Annotated in this window: 15 protein-coding genes, 1 other RNA gene and 1 other annotated feature; of the genes, 2 read left to right on the plus strand and 14 right to left on the minus strand. The window is 45.1% G+C overall.

The annotated features are described in order from the left end of the window. Positions 1-80: 80 nt before the first annotated feature. Genes mnmA through cymR form a run of 3 tightly spaced genes read right to left on the minus strand, consistent with a single transcriptional unit; the run spans position 81 to position 2801 of the window. On the minus strand, positions 81-1196 hold the full coding sequence (gene mnmA / locus BFW96_RS12705) for a tRNA 2-thiouridine(34) synthase MnmA (RefSeq protein WP_069839599.1): 1116 nt from the start codon (positions 1194-1196) through the stop codon (positions 81-83). A gap of 27 nt (positions 1197-1223) precedes the next feature. After that, a complete protein-coding gene (locus BFW96_RS12710; protein WP_014664801.1) occupies positions 1224-2366 on the minus strand; it encodes a cysteine desulfurase family protein in 1143 nt (380 codons plus the stop codon). An 18-nt stretch (positions 2367-2384) separates the two neighbouring features. Continuing rightward, positions 2385-2801, minus strand: a complete 417-nt coding sequence (gene cymR / locus BFW96_RS12715) for a cysteine metabolism transcriptional regulator CymR (protein ID WP_003225879.1) — start codon at positions 2799-2801, stop codon at positions 2385-2387. 202 nt (positions 2802-3003) lie between these two features. On the opposite strand from cymR, the gene BFW96_RS12720 reads away from it, so the two are divergent. Continuing rightward, complete coding sequence (locus tag BFW96_RS12720; RefSeq protein WP_069839600.1) at positions 3004-4269, plus strand: replication-associated recombination protein A; 1266 nt, start codon at positions 3004-3006, stop codon at positions 4267-4269. Between the two features lie 39 nt (positions 4270-4308). Here the strand turns inward: BFW96_RS12720 and BFW96_RS12725 are convergent, their stop codons facing one another. From BFW96_RS12725 to BFW96_RS12745, 5 genes are all read right to left on the minus strand, one after another. After that, positions 4309-5073 (minus strand): tRNA threonylcarbamoyladenosine dehydratase, encoded by a 765-nt coding sequence (locus BFW96_RS12725; RefSeq protein ID WP_014664803.1) that lies wholly within the window; start codon positions 5071-5073, stop codon positions 4309-4311. Positions 5074-5154: 81 nt separating this feature from the next. After that, positions 5155-5347: non-coding RNA, 6S RNA (gene ssrS, locus BFW96_RS12730), on the minus strand. 60 nt (positions 5348-5407) lie between these two features. Beyond that, positions 5408-7186 carry an aspartate--tRNA ligase gene (aspS, locus tag BFW96_RS12735; RefSeq protein ID WP_069149972.1) on the minus strand — a complete coding sequence of 593 codons (1779 nt, stop codon included), beginning with the start codon at positions 7184-7186 and terminating at the stop codon, positions 5408-5410. Positions 7187-7199: 13 nt separating this feature from the next. Beyond that, the gene (gene hisS, locus BFW96_RS12740) at positions 7200-8474 is read right to left on the minus strand and encodes a histidine--tRNA ligase (RefSeq protein WP_069839601.1); all 1275 of its coding nucleotides are present in this window, start codon (positions 8472-8474) and stop codon (positions 7200-7202) included. An 89-nt stretch (positions 8475-8563) separates the two neighbouring features. Next, positions 8564-8796 (minus strand) — a binding site (T-box leader). Positions 8797-8855: 59 nt separating this feature from the next. After that, complete coding sequence (locus tag BFW96_RS12745) at positions 8856-9026, minus strand: YrzK family protein (protein WP_014664807.1); 171 nt, start codon at positions 9024-9026, stop codon at positions 8856-8858. Positions 9027-9158: 132 nt separating this feature from the next. Between BFW96_RS12745 and BFW96_RS12750 the strand changes: the two genes are divergently transcribed. Continuing rightward, positions 9159-10715, plus strand: a complete 1557-nt coding sequence (locus BFW96_RS12750) for an N-acetylmuramoyl-L-alanine amidase family protein (RefSeq protein ID WP_069839602.1) — start codon at positions 9159-9161, stop codon at positions 10713-10715. A 26-nt stretch (positions 10716-10741) separates the two neighbouring features. On the opposite strand, the gene dtd is transcribed toward BFW96_RS12750, so the two are convergent. From dtd to BFW96_RS12780, 6 genes are all read right to left on the minus strand, one after another. Next, the gene (gene dtd / locus BFW96_RS12755) at positions 10742-11182 is read right to left on the minus strand and encodes a D-aminoacyl-tRNA deacylase (RefSeq protein ID WP_040082299.1); all 441 of its coding nucleotides are present in this window, start codon (positions 11180-11182) and stop codon (positions 10742-10744) included. Between the two features lie 12 nt (positions 11183-11194). Continuing rightward, entirely contained in the window at positions 11195-13399 is a 2205-nt protein-coding gene (gene relA / locus BFW96_RS12760) for a GTP diphosphokinase (RefSeq protein ID WP_003229747.1), read from the minus strand. Positions 13400-13567: 168 nt separating this feature from the next. Continuing rightward, on the minus strand, positions 13568-14080 hold the full coding sequence (locus BFW96_RS12765) for an adenine phosphoribosyltransferase (RefSeq protein ID WP_003229745.1): 513 nt from the start codon (positions 14078-14080) through the stop codon (positions 13568-13570). A 5-nt stretch (positions 14081-14085) separates the two neighbouring features. Further along, the gene (gene recJ / locus BFW96_RS12770; RefSeq protein ID WP_069839603.1) at positions 14086-16446 is read right to left on the minus strand and encodes a single-stranded-DNA-specific exonuclease RecJ; all 2361 of its coding nucleotides are present in this window, start codon (positions 16444-16446) and stop codon (positions 14086-14088) included. Positions 16447-16512: 66 nt separating this feature from the next. Further along, positions 16513-16836 (minus strand): LapA family protein, encoded by a 324-nt coding sequence (locus BFW96_RS12775; RefSeq protein ID WP_040082297.1) that lies wholly within the window; start codon positions 16834-16836, stop codon positions 16513-16515. Positions 16837-16910: 74 nt separating this feature from the next. Further along, positions 16911-17408: a cation:proton antiporter regulatory subunit gene (locus BFW96_RS12780; protein ID WP_069839604.1), complete on the minus strand. Its 498-nt coding sequence runs from the start codon at positions 17406-17408 to the stop codon at positions 16911-16913. Between the last annotated feature and the right edge of the window lie 145 nt (positions 17409-17553).

The following is a 17553-nucleotide window of genomic DNA, read 5'->3' on the forward strand; positions in this document are numbered from 1 at the left end:
CTATACCGAGTTGATTATAATCCACCGATCATCTTCCTTTCACTAAAAAACCCCAACTCAGTGTTGAGGTTTTTCATCTTTTATACGTACCACAATTTTGTTCCGTCTTTGTACACATCATCAATTGTCCCGCCGCCAAGGCATTCTTCACCGTCATAGAAGACAACGGCTTGTCCCGGCGTTACAGCTCTGACTTGTTCATCAAAGATGACTTCCGCTTCACCTTCGCCAGTCATGCGCACCGTCACTTTATGATCTTCTTGACGGTAACGGAATTTAGCCGTGCAGGAAATCTCTTCGCCCTTCATGATATCCGAACGTACCCAGCTGATATTTGTTGCTGTGATTTTGTCGGAATATAAAAGCGGGTTATGGAACCCTTGATCTACGTAGAGGATGTTCTTTTCAAGATCTTTCCCTACCGCAAACCACGGCTCGCCGCTTCCGCCGATGCCAAGGCCGTGACGCTGTCCGATCGTGTAGTACATCAACCCGTCGTGGCGGCCTTTAACTTCGCCGTCCATCGTCATCATATCGCCCGGCTGTGCAGGGAGATATTGGCTGAGAAACGTTTTAAAGTTGCGCTCGCCGATAAAGCAGATGCCTGTACTGTCTTTTTTCGTCGCCGTTGCAAGTTCTGCTTCTTTGGCGATTTCACGCACACGGCTTTTTTGAAGTTCGCCGATCGGGAACATGACTTTGCTCAGGGTTTCCTCTGTCAGCTGATTCAAGAAGTACGTTTGATCCTTGTTTTCATCAATGCCGCGCAGCATTCTGACTTTTCCGCCGCTTCTGTCTACTCTTGCATAGTGGCCAGTCGCTAAATAGTCGGCGCCAAGTGACAATGCATGCTCCAAAAAGGCCTTGAATTTAATTTCTTTGTTGCACAGTACATCCGGGTTTGGTGTTCTGCCTGCTTTATATTCATCAAGGAAGTATTGAAATACTTTCTCATAATATTGCTTTTCAAAGTTTACGGCATAATACGGGATTCCGATTTGGTTGCAGACGCGGATCACATCTTCATAATCCTCTGTCGCCGTGCAAAAACCGTTTTCGTCCGTATCATCCCAGTTTTTCATAAAGATTCCGATTACATCATAGCCCTGTTCTTTTAACAGCAGGGCCGCCACAGATGAGTCTACTCCGCCGGACATGCCGACGACGACTCTTGTATCCTCCGGCCGTTTTTCCATTTCATTCACTCCAATAACTAAGCCGCCTTATTGTGTCAGTCGTTTGACAACGTCGGCCACATGTTTGGCAGCAGTTTTCACTTGCTCAGCCGTATTGCCGAGGCCGAAGCTGATTCGAATAGAGGACGTCAGCCTGTCACTCTCTTCTCCGAACATAGCAGTCAGAACATGTGACGGCAGGACTGAACCGGCCGTGCACGCTGAACCGCTTGAGACAGCGACACCCGCCATATCAAGATTGACCAGCAGCGCTTCCACTGACACACCGGGGAAATAAAGATTCAAAACATGCGGCAGACTATGCTCTTTGTCCCCGTTGATCTCGAATGCCACACCTGCATCTTTAAGCGTGTCGGCAAAGATTGCTTTAAACGATTGATACTTCTCGTTTTTTTCGTCCCGTTCTTCACTTGACAGCTTAATCGCTTCTTTCAGCCCGACAATGCCCGGAACATTTTCTGTTCCAGCACGGCGTTTTCTTTCTTGCTCTCCTCCGAATAATAGCGGTGAAAGCTTCACATCTTTACTCGCATATAAAAAGCCTGTCCCTTTTGGCCCGTTGAGCTTGTGCCCGGAAACAGACAGAAGATCAATATGGCTGTTTTTCACATCAATTGGCAGCAACCCGAACGCCTGAACAGCATCGGTATGAAAATACGCTTTGTGTTCCTTTAGCAGCTCACCGATTTCATCGATCGGCTGCACTGTTCCGACTTCATTATTTCCATACATCACTGTCACAAGGATTGTATCATCACGCAGTGCTTCTTTCACCTGTTTTGCACTGACTCTTCCATTTTGGTCAACGTCCAGATACGTTATGTCAAATCCGTCTTCCTCAAGTTTTTCACATGTGTGAAGCACAGCATGATGTTCAATTTTTGTCGTGATGATATGTCTGCCCAGATCTTTACGTGCAAGCGCGGTTCCCATAATCGCCAAGTTATCAGCTTCCGTGCCCCCGCTTGTAAAAATGATCTCCTGCTCTGCCGCTCCGATTTCTGCTGCGATCTGCGCTCTTGCTTCATCCACCCATTTTCGAGATTCTCTGCCAAATGAGTGAATACTGGATGGATTACCGAAACTTCCTGAAAAATGCGGTATCATTTTTTCCAGCACGCGCTCATCCATCGGAGATGTTGCGGCATGATCTAAATAAATCCGTTCCATAATGTTTACACCTCTGATCTAAATATAGAACATATAAGCTTCTTGCTCTCCGTCTGTATAGCTGGCAAGATCCTCTAATGTTGTACTGTCTAAAACCTCTTTTACAGCGTCTCGGATGCGAATCCAAAGTTCACGCTTGGCAGGCTCCTCATCTTCCAGCACTTCAACAGGGCTGATCGGCCCCTCTAGCACACGGATAATATCTCCCGCCGTAATGGCATCCGGTTCACTGCCTAATACATATCCGCCATATGCGCCTCTGATGCTTTTCACTAAACCGGCATTACGGAGCGGCGATACCAGCTGCTCCAAATAATGCTCGGACAAATTATTCGTCTGTGCGATGCTTTTTAATGAAGTCGGGCCCTCACCATGCTTTTTTGCAAGCTCAATCATAATGGTGAGCCCGTATCTTCCCTTAGTTGATATTTTCAACATGAACACCTCTGTTATTTCATGATTTTCCACATTTATAATGGTAATTTCTATATGTTTCGTCCGTTTATTATCTAATAGACCAACTGTTATTATAACATACCTTCAGCGAATTTTCATTGAGGCAAAAGGAAACGGGCCTTTCCCCTTTTCTAATGTACGGTTTTCCGTTACCCTGTAATTAAGTAAGGAGAGATGATAGATGAAGCCATTGGCATATCGGATGCGTCCGACAAAAATAGAGGATATTATCGGCCAGCAGCATCTGGTGGCTGAAGATAAAATTATCGGCAGAATGGTCCAGGCAAAACATTTGTCATCCATGATTTTGTACGGGCCGCCCGGAATTGGAAAAACATCAATCGCCACAGCAATCGCCGGTTCAACAAGTATTGCTTTTCGAAAGCTGAATGCTGTCATTAACAATAAAAAAGATATGGAAATCGTCGCCCAAGAAGCCAAAATGTCCGGCCAGGTGATTTTGATTCTGGATGAAGTCCACAGGCTGGATAAAGGAAAACAAGATTTTCTATTGCCCTATTTAGAAAATGGGATGATCATTTTGATCGGAGCAACCACGGCTAACCCGTATCATGCCATTAATCCGGCGATCAGAAGCCGGACCCAGATTTTTGAGCTTGAGCCGTTAACACCTGAACTGATCAAACAAGCGCTGGAAAGGGCCCTTCATGATGAACATCGAGGCCTTGGCACATATTCTGTATCCATTGATGATCAGGCGATGGAGCATTTTGCTCACGGATGCGGAGGAGATGTCCGCTCCGCTTTAAATGCACTTGAGCTGGCCGTGTTGTCAACGAAGGAGTCAGCAGACGGTGTGATTTATATTACATTAGAAACCGCGGAAGAATGTCTGCAGAAAAAGAGCTTTTCTCACGATAAAGATGGTGACGCGCATTATGATGTGCTGTCCGCTTTTCAAAAATCGATCCGCGGCTCTGATGCCAACGCTGCTCTTCACTATTTGGCAAGATTAATTGAAGCCGGTGATCTGGAGAGCATCGCAAGACGCCTCCTCGTCATCGCCTATGAAGATATCGGCTTAGCAAGCCCGCAAGCCGGTCCGAGAGTGCTGCACGCTATTCAGACCGCTGAGCGAGTCGGTTTTCCCGAAGCGCGAATCCCGCTGGCCAACGCAGTCATTGAGCTTTGCCTCTCACCGAAATCAAACTCAGCCATTCTGGCAATCGATGAGGCTCTGGCTGATATCAGAGCCGGAAAAATCGGAGATGTACCGAAGCATTTAAAGGACGCGCATTATAAAGGAGCTCAGGAATTAGGAAGAGGAATCGACTATAAATACCCGCACAATTACGACAATGGATGGGTCGAACAGCAATATCTCCCTGATCCTTTAAAAAATAAGCAATACTACAAGCCGAAACAGACAGGAAAGTTCGAATCCGCCTTAAAGCAGGTGTACGACAAATTAATGAAAAGAAAATAAAACAAAAACAGCCTTGCTCTTCAAGGCTGTTTTTATGCGTTATTTATCCTTTACGCGTTTGATTTCAATGTCTTTTAAAAGATCCATGACAACATGTCCACCCATAATCAAGCCTGCGACTGACGGCACAAACGCATTAGAGGATGGCGGCATTTTCGCTTTACGGATTTTCGCTTCGTCATTTCCCACTTCTTTTCTGACATCTTCCCGAATGACAATCGGGCTTTCATCAGAAAAAATCACTTGAACGCCTTTTTTGATGCCCTCTTTGCGTAATCTCGTACGGACGACCTTCGCAATTGGATCAGTGTGCGTTTTTGAAATATCTGCGATTTGGAAGCGTGTCGGGTCCGTTTTGTTCGCGGCACCCATGCTGGAAATGAGCGGAATATCCCGTTTCAGACATTCTTTCATTAAATGGATTTTATAATGAATCGTGTCTGACGCGTCAATGACATAGTCGAGATTATAGTCAAAAAATTGCTCATACGTTTCTTCCGTATAGAACATTTTTAACGCGATCACTTCGCACTCCGGGTTAATGTCAGCGATCCGCTCCTTCATTAAATCAACTTTCGGCTGTCCGACAGTTGAAAGCAGCGCGTGAAGCTGACGGTTTACATTTGTAATGTCCACATCATCTTTGTCGACAAGCAGAATGCGGCCGACGCCTGACCGCGCGAGAGCTTCCGCCGCGAACGACCCGACTCCGCCGACCCCAAGCACAGCAACCGTGCTGTTTTTCAGCGTTTCAAGGCCTTCTTTTCCGATAGCTAATTCATTGCGTGAAAACTGGTGTAACAAGAACCTCACTCCACATTCGTATTCTGGTTTCATCTATAAAATGGCTGATCCATGGGCAGCCGTTTTTCTGCGCACAAAAAATAAAGTCCCAATAGTGCCGTTGTAGCTTTCCTTTGTTTTGAACCCGCTCTCAGCAGGTGGGTGCCCTCTTTTAAATCTTGTAAGTCCTCTTTACCGAATGAAAAGAGGCATGTACGCCATTTAAAAATGCGGGCTCCCAAATCAAAAAAATGTTCGGTCAAAACTAGGTGTACAACTAACACATCAGGACTTTATTTAACTTGTCAAAATCATATCACAGACGATTTTGATTTTCAAGAATCGAACTGCCCAATCAGTTCTTAACTTTTTTCTTGATAGAAAGATGAAGCTCATCAAGCTGAGCATCGCTTACTTCGCCTGGCGCTTCTGTCATCAAGCAGCTTGCGCTTGCCGTTTTCGGAAATGCAATCGTATCTCTCAGGTTCGTACGTCCAGCTAGAAGCATAACGAGACGGTCTAAGCCGAGTGCGATTCCGCCGTGCGGAGGAGCGCCGTATTCAAATGCTTCCAGCAGGAATCCGAACTGTTCAGCCGCTTCTTCTGGTGAGAAGCCGAGAAGCGCAAACATTTTTTCCTGAATATCCTTTTCGAAAATACGGATTGAACCGCCGCCAAGCTCATAGCCGTTTAAAACGAGGTCATAGGCTTGTGCTTTCATGTCTTCAGGCGCTGTTTCAATCAGCTCAAGGTCTTCGCGGACAGGCATTGTGAACGGATGGTGCGCTGCGTAAAAACGGCCTTCTTCCGGATCATGCTCTAATAGCGGCCAGTCGATGACCCATAAGAAATTGAACAATTTTTCATCAATCAGTCCGCGTTCTTTCCCAAGCTTTAAGCGCAGGGCGCCGAGTGATGCGGCCACAACTTCGAATTGATCCGCTCCGAACAGCAGCAAATCACCTTCAGCAGCATCAAGTGCTTCAATCAGCTTAGACTGCTTTTCTTCATCAAAGAATTTAGCGATCGGGCCTTTCACTCCGTCTGCCTCAACTTTCACCCAGGCAAGCCCTTTTGCCCCGTAGTTTGCAGCAAAAGCGCCAAGAGCGTCGATGTCTTTTCTGGAGTAGTCGCCGGCACCGTCTTTTACGTTGATGGCTTTGACCACGCCGCCGTTTGCTACAGCTGATGAGAACACTTTAAATTCCGTATCCTTTACAATGTCAGACACATCCGTCAATAGCATGTTAAAACGCGTATCCGGTTTATCAGAACCGTACTTGTTCATTGCTTCGTCATACGTCATTCGAGGGAGAGGAAGCTTAAGTTCCACACCTTTTGTTTCACGCATAACCTTTGCCATCATCTCCTCAGCCAATGACATAATGTCTTCCTGGCTCATAAAGGACATTTCAATATCAATTTGCGTAAACTCAGGCTGGCGGTCCGCGCGCAAGTCTTCATCGCGGAAACAGCGGGCAATTTGATAATATCGTTCAATGCCTGATACCATCAGAAGCTGTTTAAATAGCTGCGGAGACTGCGGAAGCGCGTAGAACTCACCTTCGTGCACACGGCTTGGCACCAAGTAGTCACGTGCGCCTTCAGGCGTGCTTCCTGTTAAAATCGGCGTTTCAATATCAAGAAACCCGTTTTCATCTAAAAAGCTGCGAACAGCTTTCGTCACGTTATGGCGCAGCTGCATCGTCTGGAACATAGCCGGTCTGCGCAAATCTAAGTAACGGTGTTTTAAACGAACGTCCTCTGATACATCTTCTGCTTGATCAGAAATCGCAAATGGAGGTGTCTTTGCAGCATTTAATACGTTCACTCCATCAGCATGAATTTCGATCGCGCCTGTTTTCAAATTCGGATTAACTGTCCCCTCTTCACGCGCCACCACTTTTCCTTGAATATCAAGCACGTATTCATTTCTGATGCCTTCCGCAATAGCAAGCGCTTCTTTTGACACATCAGGGTTAAAAACGACTTGAACAATTCCCGTACGGTCACGCAAGTCAATAAAAATCAATCCGCCGAGGTCCCGTCTTTTTTGGACCCAGCCTTTCAGCGTTACAGATTCACCGATTGCTTGTTCAGTTATTTCACCGCAATAATATGTTCTACCAAACAATGTGTTCCACTCCTTATCCCTTTTGGTTTGCCTTCATTACATGTATAAATTCATCAAGTGCCACTTCAATCTGTTCGCCCGTCTGTGCATCCTTTACATTGATTTTGTTTTGGGCCAGCTCATCTTCACCCAAAATCGCAATAAATCTCGCATTCAAGCGGTCAGCTGTTTTAAACTGGCCTTTCATTTTCTTATTTTCATAATCGATTTCACTGGAAATGCCTGCTTCTCTCAGTTTGTACACCAATGAAACAGAATAATCCTTTGCTTTTTCGCCGAGTGTGACGATATAGCAGTCGATTCCCTTATCAACAGGCAGCTCTCTTTTTTCAGCATCAATTGCGGCAAGCAGGCGTTCGATGCTCATCGCAAATCCGATGCCCGGTGCTTCAGGCCCTCCGATCTGTTCGACAAGTCCGTCGTAGCGTCCGCCGCCGGCAAGTGTCGTAATCGCGCCGAAGCCCTCCGCATTGCTCATAATTTCAAATGCGGTGTGGTTGTAATAATCCAGCCCCCTCACAAGGTTCGGATCAATTTCATACGAAATGCCAAGATCGCTTAAGTATTGTTTCACTTTCTCAAAATAAGCGGCTGATTCTTCATTTAAATATGTCAAAATCGAAGGTGCCGATTTCATCAGCTCATGATCACGGTCTTTTTTGCAGTCCAAAATTCTAAGCGGATTTGTGTGCAGCCGTGACTGGCAGTCTGAACAAAATTCTTCGATGCGAGGCTCGAAGTGTTTCACGAGCGCTTCTCTGTAGCTTTTGCGGCTAGCTTGATCGCCGAGGCTGTTTATGACAAGCTTAACGTTTTCTAAACCTGCTTTTTCATAAATACTCATCGCAAGCGCCATCACTTCAGCATCGATTGCTGGGTCTTTCGAGCCAATCGCTTCAATTCCAAACTGATAAAACTGGCGGTAACGGCCCGTCTGAGGACGTTCATAACGGAACATCGGCCCTACATAATAAAGCTTTGTCGGCTGTACAGGATTTGCGAACAGCTTGTTTTCATTAAAAGCGCGAACCGCAGCAGCTGTTCCCTCCGGACGAAGCGTCAGGCTTCTGCCTTTGCGGTCCTCGAAGGTATACATTTCTTTTTGTACGATATCTGTTGATTCTCCGACGCCTCTGGCAAACAGTTCTGTATGCTCAAAAATCGGTGTGCGGATTTCTTTATATTGATAAGTGCGGCAAGTGTCTCTCATAATTTGTTCAACAAACTGCCAGCGATCTGATTCTCCAGGCAGAATATCCTGTGTTCCTCTTGGAATGTTATATCCCATAAGTAGACCTCCTTATGTATTCCTTTTAAAATATACAATTGTCGTTCATGATGAAAATGAAAAAAACTCCCGCCCCTACTATACATGATAGTAGGGACGAGAGTTATACCCGTGGTGCCACCCTAGTTGGAATATGTTCATATTCCCGCTCGATCCTTTAACGCAGGTTCACGTTCACTGCCTAATGACGTTATTCACGCGTTCAGCAGGAAACCTCCGGAGTGTTGTTTCGAGAAAGACGCAATGGGATCCGCTTTCAGCCTGGGGCGGGTTCCTCTCTAGCCATGCAATCTGACCTACTCTTCTCCATTATTGGTTCAAATCTTTCATCATTTGCTATGTACTCAATTTCTATTATAATAATGGGATTGGGGTTCTCTGTCAAGCTTTATTCCGGTTGTTTTTCCTCAGCGCTGCTTCTTTGGACATAAGACCAAATTCAGATGCTGTTTCCGTTAGATAACCAGTCGTATCGGGATCTGCGTGATCGCTGTAATGCAGATTTGCTTCACCGTCTTGAAATGCCCGTCCCATTTTTGGATGATATTTCATGATTTGCACACCTTTTTGATTGTATTTACGCTTAGTATAAACAAATCATTTTATTTTTATTTAAAAATCAGAAAGGACTTTACGATATTAAACAAGAATGCTTTTTTAATGATCATCTGAAAGGAGGACACAATGAGCAAGAAATACTTTGTCCTTATTGTATGTATTATTTTCACCGGAGCGCTTTTCCCGACATTTTCATCCGTTACAGCCGCTCAAGGAGAAGCAGTCATCGCAACAGATGAAATGAATGTCAGAAGCGGCCCGGGGCTTAGCTACGGCATTACAGCGGAAGTAAAAAAGGGAGAACGCTATCCCATTTTAAAGGAAGATGGAGACTGGGTGCAGATCCAGCTTGGTTCCGGAGAAAAGGGCTGGGTAGTCTCCTGGTTAATTACAAAGGAACACCAGGCCAGCACAAGCTCTTCAGGAAGCAGTGACACTGTGACATCAACAGACCCCGATCTGCGGATGAGAACCGGCCCGGGTACTTCATACGAAGTCATCGGCAAATTCCCGCAAGGCAGCCAAGCATCTGTCGTTGATAAAGATTCTGGCTGGATCAAGATTTCCTATCAAAATGCCACCGGATGGGTGTCATCTGAGTATGTCACGTCAGGAGGCAGCAGTTCAGCATCTAATGAGAGTGACCAAACCGAGGATTCCGGTGCGTCAACGACGGGCACAGTCGGTGTTTCTTCACTAAATGTAAGAGCCTCCGCCTCACATGACGCGGGAATTATAACAAAACTTGACCGCGGAACGAAACTGACGGTTCTCAACGAGAAAAATGGCTGGGCTCACATTGAGGTGAATGGGCTGAAAGGCTGGGTTGCAAGCCATTACCTTTTGACTAATTCTGATCCAGCTGAGAATTCGGCAAATGCAAGCAGTTCGTCCTCCGCTAAAAAAGCCTATATTATGTACGGAGGAACGAATCTAAGAAGCGATGCGTCAACATCAGCTTCGATCGTTGAGCGTGCTGCCAAAGGAGATTCATACACCATTACCGGTTCAAAGGGAAACTGGTATGAAATCAAGCTTGATAACGGGCAGACTGCTTATGTAGCCAATTGGGTAGTCCAAACATCTAAAAGCGCAGAAGAAGCAGGTGAACCGCCAGTCTCTGATTCCCCGTCTGGAAACGGCTCTCTCAACAATAAAACGATTATTGTTGACCCTGGACACGGAGGAAAAGACAGCGGAACAATCGGGTATTCGGGGAAATTCGAGAAAAACCTGACGATCAAAACGGCAAAACTGCTCGCTAGCAAACTTAGATCGGCTGGGGCAGATGTGTATGTGACACGCCAGGATGATACCTTTGTCAGCCTGCAGTCACGGGTCTCCACGTCTCACTATCGCAACGCTGACGCCTTTATCAGCATTCACTATGACAGCTATGCGGATACCTCCACAAGAGGCAGTACTGCTTACTACTACAGCCCTGCCAAAGATCAGGAACTCGCATCAGATGTACACTCTGAAGTGGTAAAGCGGTCTTCCATTCCAGATCGCGGCGTGTTATTCGGGGATTATTATGTACTCCGGGAAAACAGACAGCCCGCTATGCTGTATGAGCTGGGATATGTAAGCCATCCGCAGGAAGAAGCCATTGTACATAGCAATTCATACCAAGAAAAAGTAACAGATGGGATCGAAAGCGGATTAGAGAAGTACTTCCAATAAAAAAAGCTGCCTCTTGGCAGCTTTTTTTATTTTGAATCCATTATAAGCGTGACCGGTCCGGAGTTTGTAAGCTGAACATCCATCATGGCTCCAAACGTTCCGGTCTCTACTTTGATTCCTTTTTCACGAAGCAGGTCATTCCATTTTTCATAAAGGCCTAAAGCTTTATCAGGTTTGGCCGCATTCATGTAGTTCGGCCGGCGCCCTTTTTTTGTATCTCCATAAAGCGTAAACTGTGAGACAGATAAAATTTCTCCTCCTATATCTAAAAGAGACAGATTCATTTTTCCTTCACTGTCATCGAAAATACGGAGATTGACAACTTTATCGGCTAAATAAGCTGCATCCTCTTCTGTGTCATCGTGAGTGATGCCGACCAGCACCATGAGGCCTTGTCCAATTTGGCCGACGACCTCTTCGTCCACTGTAACGCTTGCTTCTGTTACTCGCTGAACAACTAATCTCATTTTCTAACCCCTTTAGTTCATGACGCGGCGCACAGAGTAGATATCTCTAATCTGTTTAATACGCTCGACGACTTTGTGCAAGTGATTGATGTTCTGAATAAAAATCGCCATATGAATGGTTGCCACTTTATTGCGATCCGATTTGCCAGAGACAGATGAAATATTTGTTTTTGTTTCGTTCACTGCCTGAAGCACCTCGTTCAGCAATCCGCGACGGTCGTACCCAAGAATCTCTATCTCAACATTGTATTCCTTGCGCTTTTGAACCTGTGACTCATGTTCCCACTCTACCGGGATCAGCCGCTCTTGGGCTTCATTCGTTTTGACATTCGGACAATCTTCGCGATGGACCGAAACCCCTCTGCCTTTTGTGATAAAGCCGACAATATCATCACCCGGCACAGGATTGCAGCATTTTGATAAACGGACAAGGAGGTTGTCGATGCCCTTGACGCGAACACCAGCTTCCCGTTTTCTTCCTTGAGGGTATGGCTTAGGTTCCCCGGTGACTTCCTGAACGATCTTTTCCTGTTCTTCCTGATCGCGCTGTTTTCTCTCTTTTTCTGTTAGGCGGTTTGCCACCTGCAGAGCTGTAATGCCGTTGTAGCCGACCGCTGCGTACATATCTTCTTCATTTGAGAAATTAAATTTGTCAGCAACCTTTTGAATATTCTCCGGTGTTAAGACATCCTTCAATTCAAAATCCAGGTTTTTTATTTCTTTTTCGACCAGTTCACGGCCTTTTTCGACATTTTCTTCACGTCGCTGTTTCTTAAAGAATTGACGGATCTTATGCTTCGCTTGGGATGTTTGGGCAAGCTTCACCCAATCCTGGCTCGGACCATAGGAATGCTTAGAAGTGAGAATTTCAACGATATCACCTGTCCGAAGCTTATGGTCAAGCGTAACCATTTTTCCGTTCACTTTGGCACCGATTGTTTTATTGCCGATTTCAGAGTGAATCCGGTAAGAAAAATCAATCGGAACAGAACCGGACGGAAGCTCGATTACATCTCCTTTTGGCGTAAAGACATACACCATGTCAGAAAACAAATCAATTTTGAGCGATTCCATAAATTCTTCTGCATCTGTCGATTCATTTTGAAATTCTAAAATTTCACGGAACCAAGAAAGCTTTTTCTCAAAGGTTGCGCCTTCATTGGCTGCTTTCCCTTCTTTATAAGCCCAGTGAGCCGCAACCCCGTATTCAGCGATTTCATGCATTTCGAAGGTGCGGATCTGCACTTCCAGCGGATCGCCTTTAGGCCCGATAACCGTTGTATGAAGCGATTGATACATATTCGGCTTCGGCATTGCGATATAATCTTTGAATCTGCCGGGCATCGGTTTCCAGCATGTGTGAATGATGCCGAGCACCGCGTAGCAGTCCTTTATGCTATTCACAAGAATACGGACAGCCAGCAAATCGTAAATTTCATTAAATTGCTTATTTTGCAGCACCATTTTTCGATAAATGCTGTAAATATGTTTCGGACGTCCCGAGAAGTCAGCCTTGATATTCACTTCTTCGACACGTTTCTTCACTTCATTGACAACCTCATCGACATAAAGCTCACGTTCTGCGCGTTTCTTCTTCATCAGGTTGACAATTCTGTAATATTGCTGAGGATTCAAATAACGGAGCGCCGTATCTTCCAATTCCCATTTAATTTTTGAAATCCCGAGACGATGCGCCAAAGGAGCAAAAATTTCCAGTGTTTCATTGGAGATTCTTCGCTGTTTTTCTTGAGGCAGATGTTTCAATGTCCGCATATTGTGAAGACGATCCGCCAGCTTGATCAATATGACCCTGATATCTTGAGCCATAGCGACAAACATTTTGCGATGATTTTCCGCCTGCTGCTCCTCTTGAGATTTATATTTAATTTTGCCGAGTTTTGTTACGCCGTCTACAAGCATTGCCACTTCTTCGGAAAATGCTTCTTTCAGGTCATCGAGCGTCACATCTGTATCTTCCACGACATCGTGCAAAAATCCGCCCGCAATTGTGGAAGGGTCCATTTCAAGATCGACGAGAATCCCCGCAACCTGAATCGGATGAATAATATATGGCTCGCCCGATTTGCGGTATTGCTCGCGGTGAGCATCTTCAGCGTACAGATATGCTTTTTCGACAAATGCGATATGCTCATCAGATAGATAGCTTCGCGCTTTATCAATAACTTGCTCGGCAGTCAATACTTGTTCGTTCGCCATGGAATCACCTTTTTTAAAATGTAAACTGTATTGTAGTTTATTATCAAGAAAAAAACGAAAGATGTAAAGAGCAGAAGTTCAAATAGCCAAATATTATATAAAATAAATGCAAAACAATAGGAAAAAAGCACCCTGACATGGAGTGCTTTTTTCGTTATGCGATTATCCTTAGTATTTCATTAATGTTAAGATGTCATAATCTTCCAGCTTATTTCTGCCGTCAAGGTAAGAAAGCTCGATTAAGAAAGCGATACCAGCAACAACGCCGCCAAGTTCTTCAACAAGTTTGATTGTCGCTTCAATTGTGCCGCCTGTCGCAAGCAGGTCATCTGTAATAAGCACACGCTGACCAGGCTTAATCGCATCTTTGTGGATCGTTAATACGTCTTTTCCGTATTCCAAGCCATAATCCACTTTGATTACTTCACGAGGCAATTTGCCTTCTTTGCGGACCGGCGCAAAACCTACGCCAAGCGCGTAAGCAACGGGACAGCCGATAATAAAGCCGCGCGCTTCAGGGCCAACGACCAAATCGATTTGCTTTTCTTTCGCATATTCAACAATTTGATCTGTGGCATAGCGATATACATCGCCTTTATCCATCAGTGTTGTAATATCTTTAAATTGCACGCCCTCTTTCGGGTAATCCGGTACAATTGTTACGTATTGTTTTAAATCCATCTGTTTTATGTCCTCCTCGTACTTTCATAAGCCTCTGAATCTTGTTTCATCAGCTTATTCAGCCATTCCTTCAGCTCTTCAGCAGAAGAATAATTCAGCTTTTGATCCAGTTCCATCAGCTGCTGTTTCGCCTGATATGTTTGTGAGTCTGTTAAGTCACGTTTCTTTGCTCCGCTCACAACAGACAGCACACCATTCTCTATTTTAACAAAACCGAGATCAAAAAACACCTTTGTCATGAAATTGATTGTTTCAACGGACCAGCCTTTATGTTTTGCAAGCTCTGAACCGTGTTTTTTCACATCAAAAGCGCCTCTTTTCAGCAAGAACGCATAATACCATTTAAAGTGGTCTCTTGCGGGAAAAGTCGATAAAAAGTGGTCCTCATGATTGAGAAAAATAAAATATATCCGCTCAGGCGCCTTTCCTTCCAGCAAACGTGCGAGCATGTCCAACGAAGGCGGCGGATCCAGCAATACAATATATGCACCATCGAGGTCAAACGCCTTTGCTTGATCTTCTGAGCTGATGACCTGCACTTCTTGACGAAGGCCATCAGTTTGAAGAAGTGTTGTTGAGTCTTCTTTGAAAGAGACAATGGCCCGTTTAGCAGATGGAAGGGCGGAAACTGTATCTTCCCACGTCCGTTTTCCCCTTAAATCAAACAGCTGCCATTCAGAAACAGCGGCATCCTTTATCATAAGCTGCGGTTTTTTCCGATTGTTCCATTCGTTGATTGACATCTCACCGACAATGGAAATTCTTGATCCCGGTACGATGCCTTCTTCGAGCTCACCTTTATTAAAACCGACGCAATCAAGCTGAGACGACTCATTTTTGATCGTCATTTTGACATGAGTTTTATTTGCCCCTATCTTGCGGACATCTTCCAGTACTGCGTTTTCTACGAGAACGTGCGGTTTCGGGTTCAGCATGCCAAAAGGAGAAAGCATGTTCATTTCTGTGATGCTTTCAACTGTAATGTCCTCGACGCTGCAGACAAGGTCGACTTCCTGTACAGGAACAAAATCCTCTTCCGTAAGCGTATTGTCCGCTATTTCATTCAGCCTGCTTCGCAAATCCGACACATCTTCGGCTTTCAGCGTCATCCCCGCCGCCATTGGATGGCCGCCGAAATGAGGAAGAATATCCCTGCATTCAGAAAGGCTCTCAAATAAATTAAATCCCCTGATGCTTCGGGCCGAACCTTTAGCGATCCCCTTTTCTTCATCAATGCCAAGCACAATAGCAGGGCGATAGAAACGGTCCACAAGCTTTGAGGCCACAATCCCGACGACTCCCGGGTTCCATCCGGCTTTTGCCACGACAATTGCAGTTTGATCGAGCCCTTGCCGTTCAACCATTTCAATCGCTTCATCCGTCATTTTGCTGACCATTTTTTGGCGCTCTTTGTTCAGCTGGTCAATTTCTGCGGCAAGCTCTTCCGCTTCAAACGAATCCTCTGACATGAGCAAATGAACAGCTGGGTCCGCCTGTTCGATTCTTCCGACGGCATTCAGCCTTGGAGCGAGCTGAAATCCGACAGTTTCTTCGTTCGCTTCTCCGATGTCTCCGCCTGACAGCTTAATCAGTTCTTTTAAGCCGAGCCGGTTTGTCCGCCGAAGCCTTTCAAGTCCTAGTGTTGCAATTAATCTGTTTTCGTCATGCAGCGGGACAAGGTCAGCAATGGTGCCGATTGCCGCCAGGTCAAGCAGTTCATCCGGAAGTTCACCCAATAAAGCATGGGCCAGCTTAAACGCGACTCCGACCCCTGCAAGCTCTTTAAACGGGTAAGTGCAGCCCGGCTGCTTCGGGTGGACGATCGCATGGACATCCGGAAGCTCCGGTCCCGGTTCATGATGATCTGTAATAATGACATCCAGCCCGAGTTCTTTTGCCACCTTCGCTTCATGCACAGCGGCAATTCCTGTATCAACCGTAATGATCAAGGAAAAGCCCCGTTCTTTAATCGAACGAAACGCCTGTTCATTAGGTCCATATCCTTCTTTAAAACGGTCAGGTATATAAAAATCAACTTGAGCCGATAGTTTTTGCAGCGTGTGAAGCATCACTGACGTACTGGTAACCCCATCGGCGTCATAATCGCCATATATCATAATCTGTTCTTGTTGTGAAATCGCCTGTTTTATTCGATCTGCCGCTTCTTTCATGCCTTTCATTTCAAAAGGATCATAAAAATCGGCATCCTTTGTATGTAAAAACAGCCTAGCGCTTTCTGCCGTATCAAAGCCTCTTTTTACAAGCAGGGACGCAACAAGAGGTGTTATATGCAATTGTTCTGTGAGTGATTTGACCTTATCCTGATCTGGTCGCTGGATTTCCCATCGCATTTTTGACGCTAACATAAATTCACCCCTCAACCACCCTATTATACTAGAGCAGGCTGAAGGGTTTCAAATAATATTCGAAAACTAGTCTTTTTTCTCAATCATGGCTGAAGCATCCTGTGTGTCGGTCTGATCAGCAAGCTGGGTATCCTCTTGTTTATGGATTGCAGTTCTATTTTCTTTCCGCAGTGTTTTGATTTCCCGCTTTAATTTCATCACCTGAAAAATGCCGACAGAAAATACAATGAGCGCTCCCATTAAAACCGAGCCTAAAATAACAAGAATGAGCGGCCATTCTGACCTGCCAAACAGGTAATCAACTTCTACGGATCGAACATTAATGACTGCAAAAATAGCGACAATTAAGGTAAAAATAAGTGCGAAAATAATGGTCCATTGTTTATTCATTCTCTTTCCCCCAAACTTCTTATTGAGGTAACTTTCCCTATCAAGACTGGTTTTAAACATGGCTTAACACTAGGTTAAGCCATGTTTACGGTCAATTTTTCCCGGATCAGCCTCTTCAGTCCGCTTCCCTCACCGGACATGACAAGTGTATCGCCTTCATCAATGACTGTTTCAGAGCTCGGATTTAGTTGTCTATCCTGATTCTTCTTAATCATTGCAATGACCGTCACATGATATTCCTGCCCCACATCCAAATCACCAATCGTCTGATGAATGGCAGGCGCTCCCGCTTCTGCTTTACACCACTCTATCATAAAATCATCAAGGGCTGACTCAACCTGTTCTATTGCTTTCGGTTTATATGCCATTCCGCCAAGAATTGCAGAAATCTGCCTTGCTTCAGCGTCATCAAGCTGCATGGAGGCAACACATTCTTCATGGTCGTTTTCGTCAAAATAGTAAAGCTCTCTCCGTCCGTCATGATGAATGATAATTGAAATTTTATCACGGTTTCTAGTAACCATTTCAACTTTTTGTCCTATGCCCGGCAGCTCTGATTCGCGAACCCTCATATATAAACCCTCCTACATATCTGAAAACCAGTCACAAACACGTTTAACACCATATATATGTTTAAATGTAAGCGTATGTCATTATAGCAAATGCCTGTTTTAAGTTCAATGAAACTTCAAAAAACAGGCTGTCCCGCAGAGGACA

This window comes from Bacillus sp. F56 (assembly GCF_001748205.1).
Lineage (GTDB): Bacteria > Bacillota > Bacilli > Bacillales > Bacillaceae > Bacillus > Bacillus stercoris.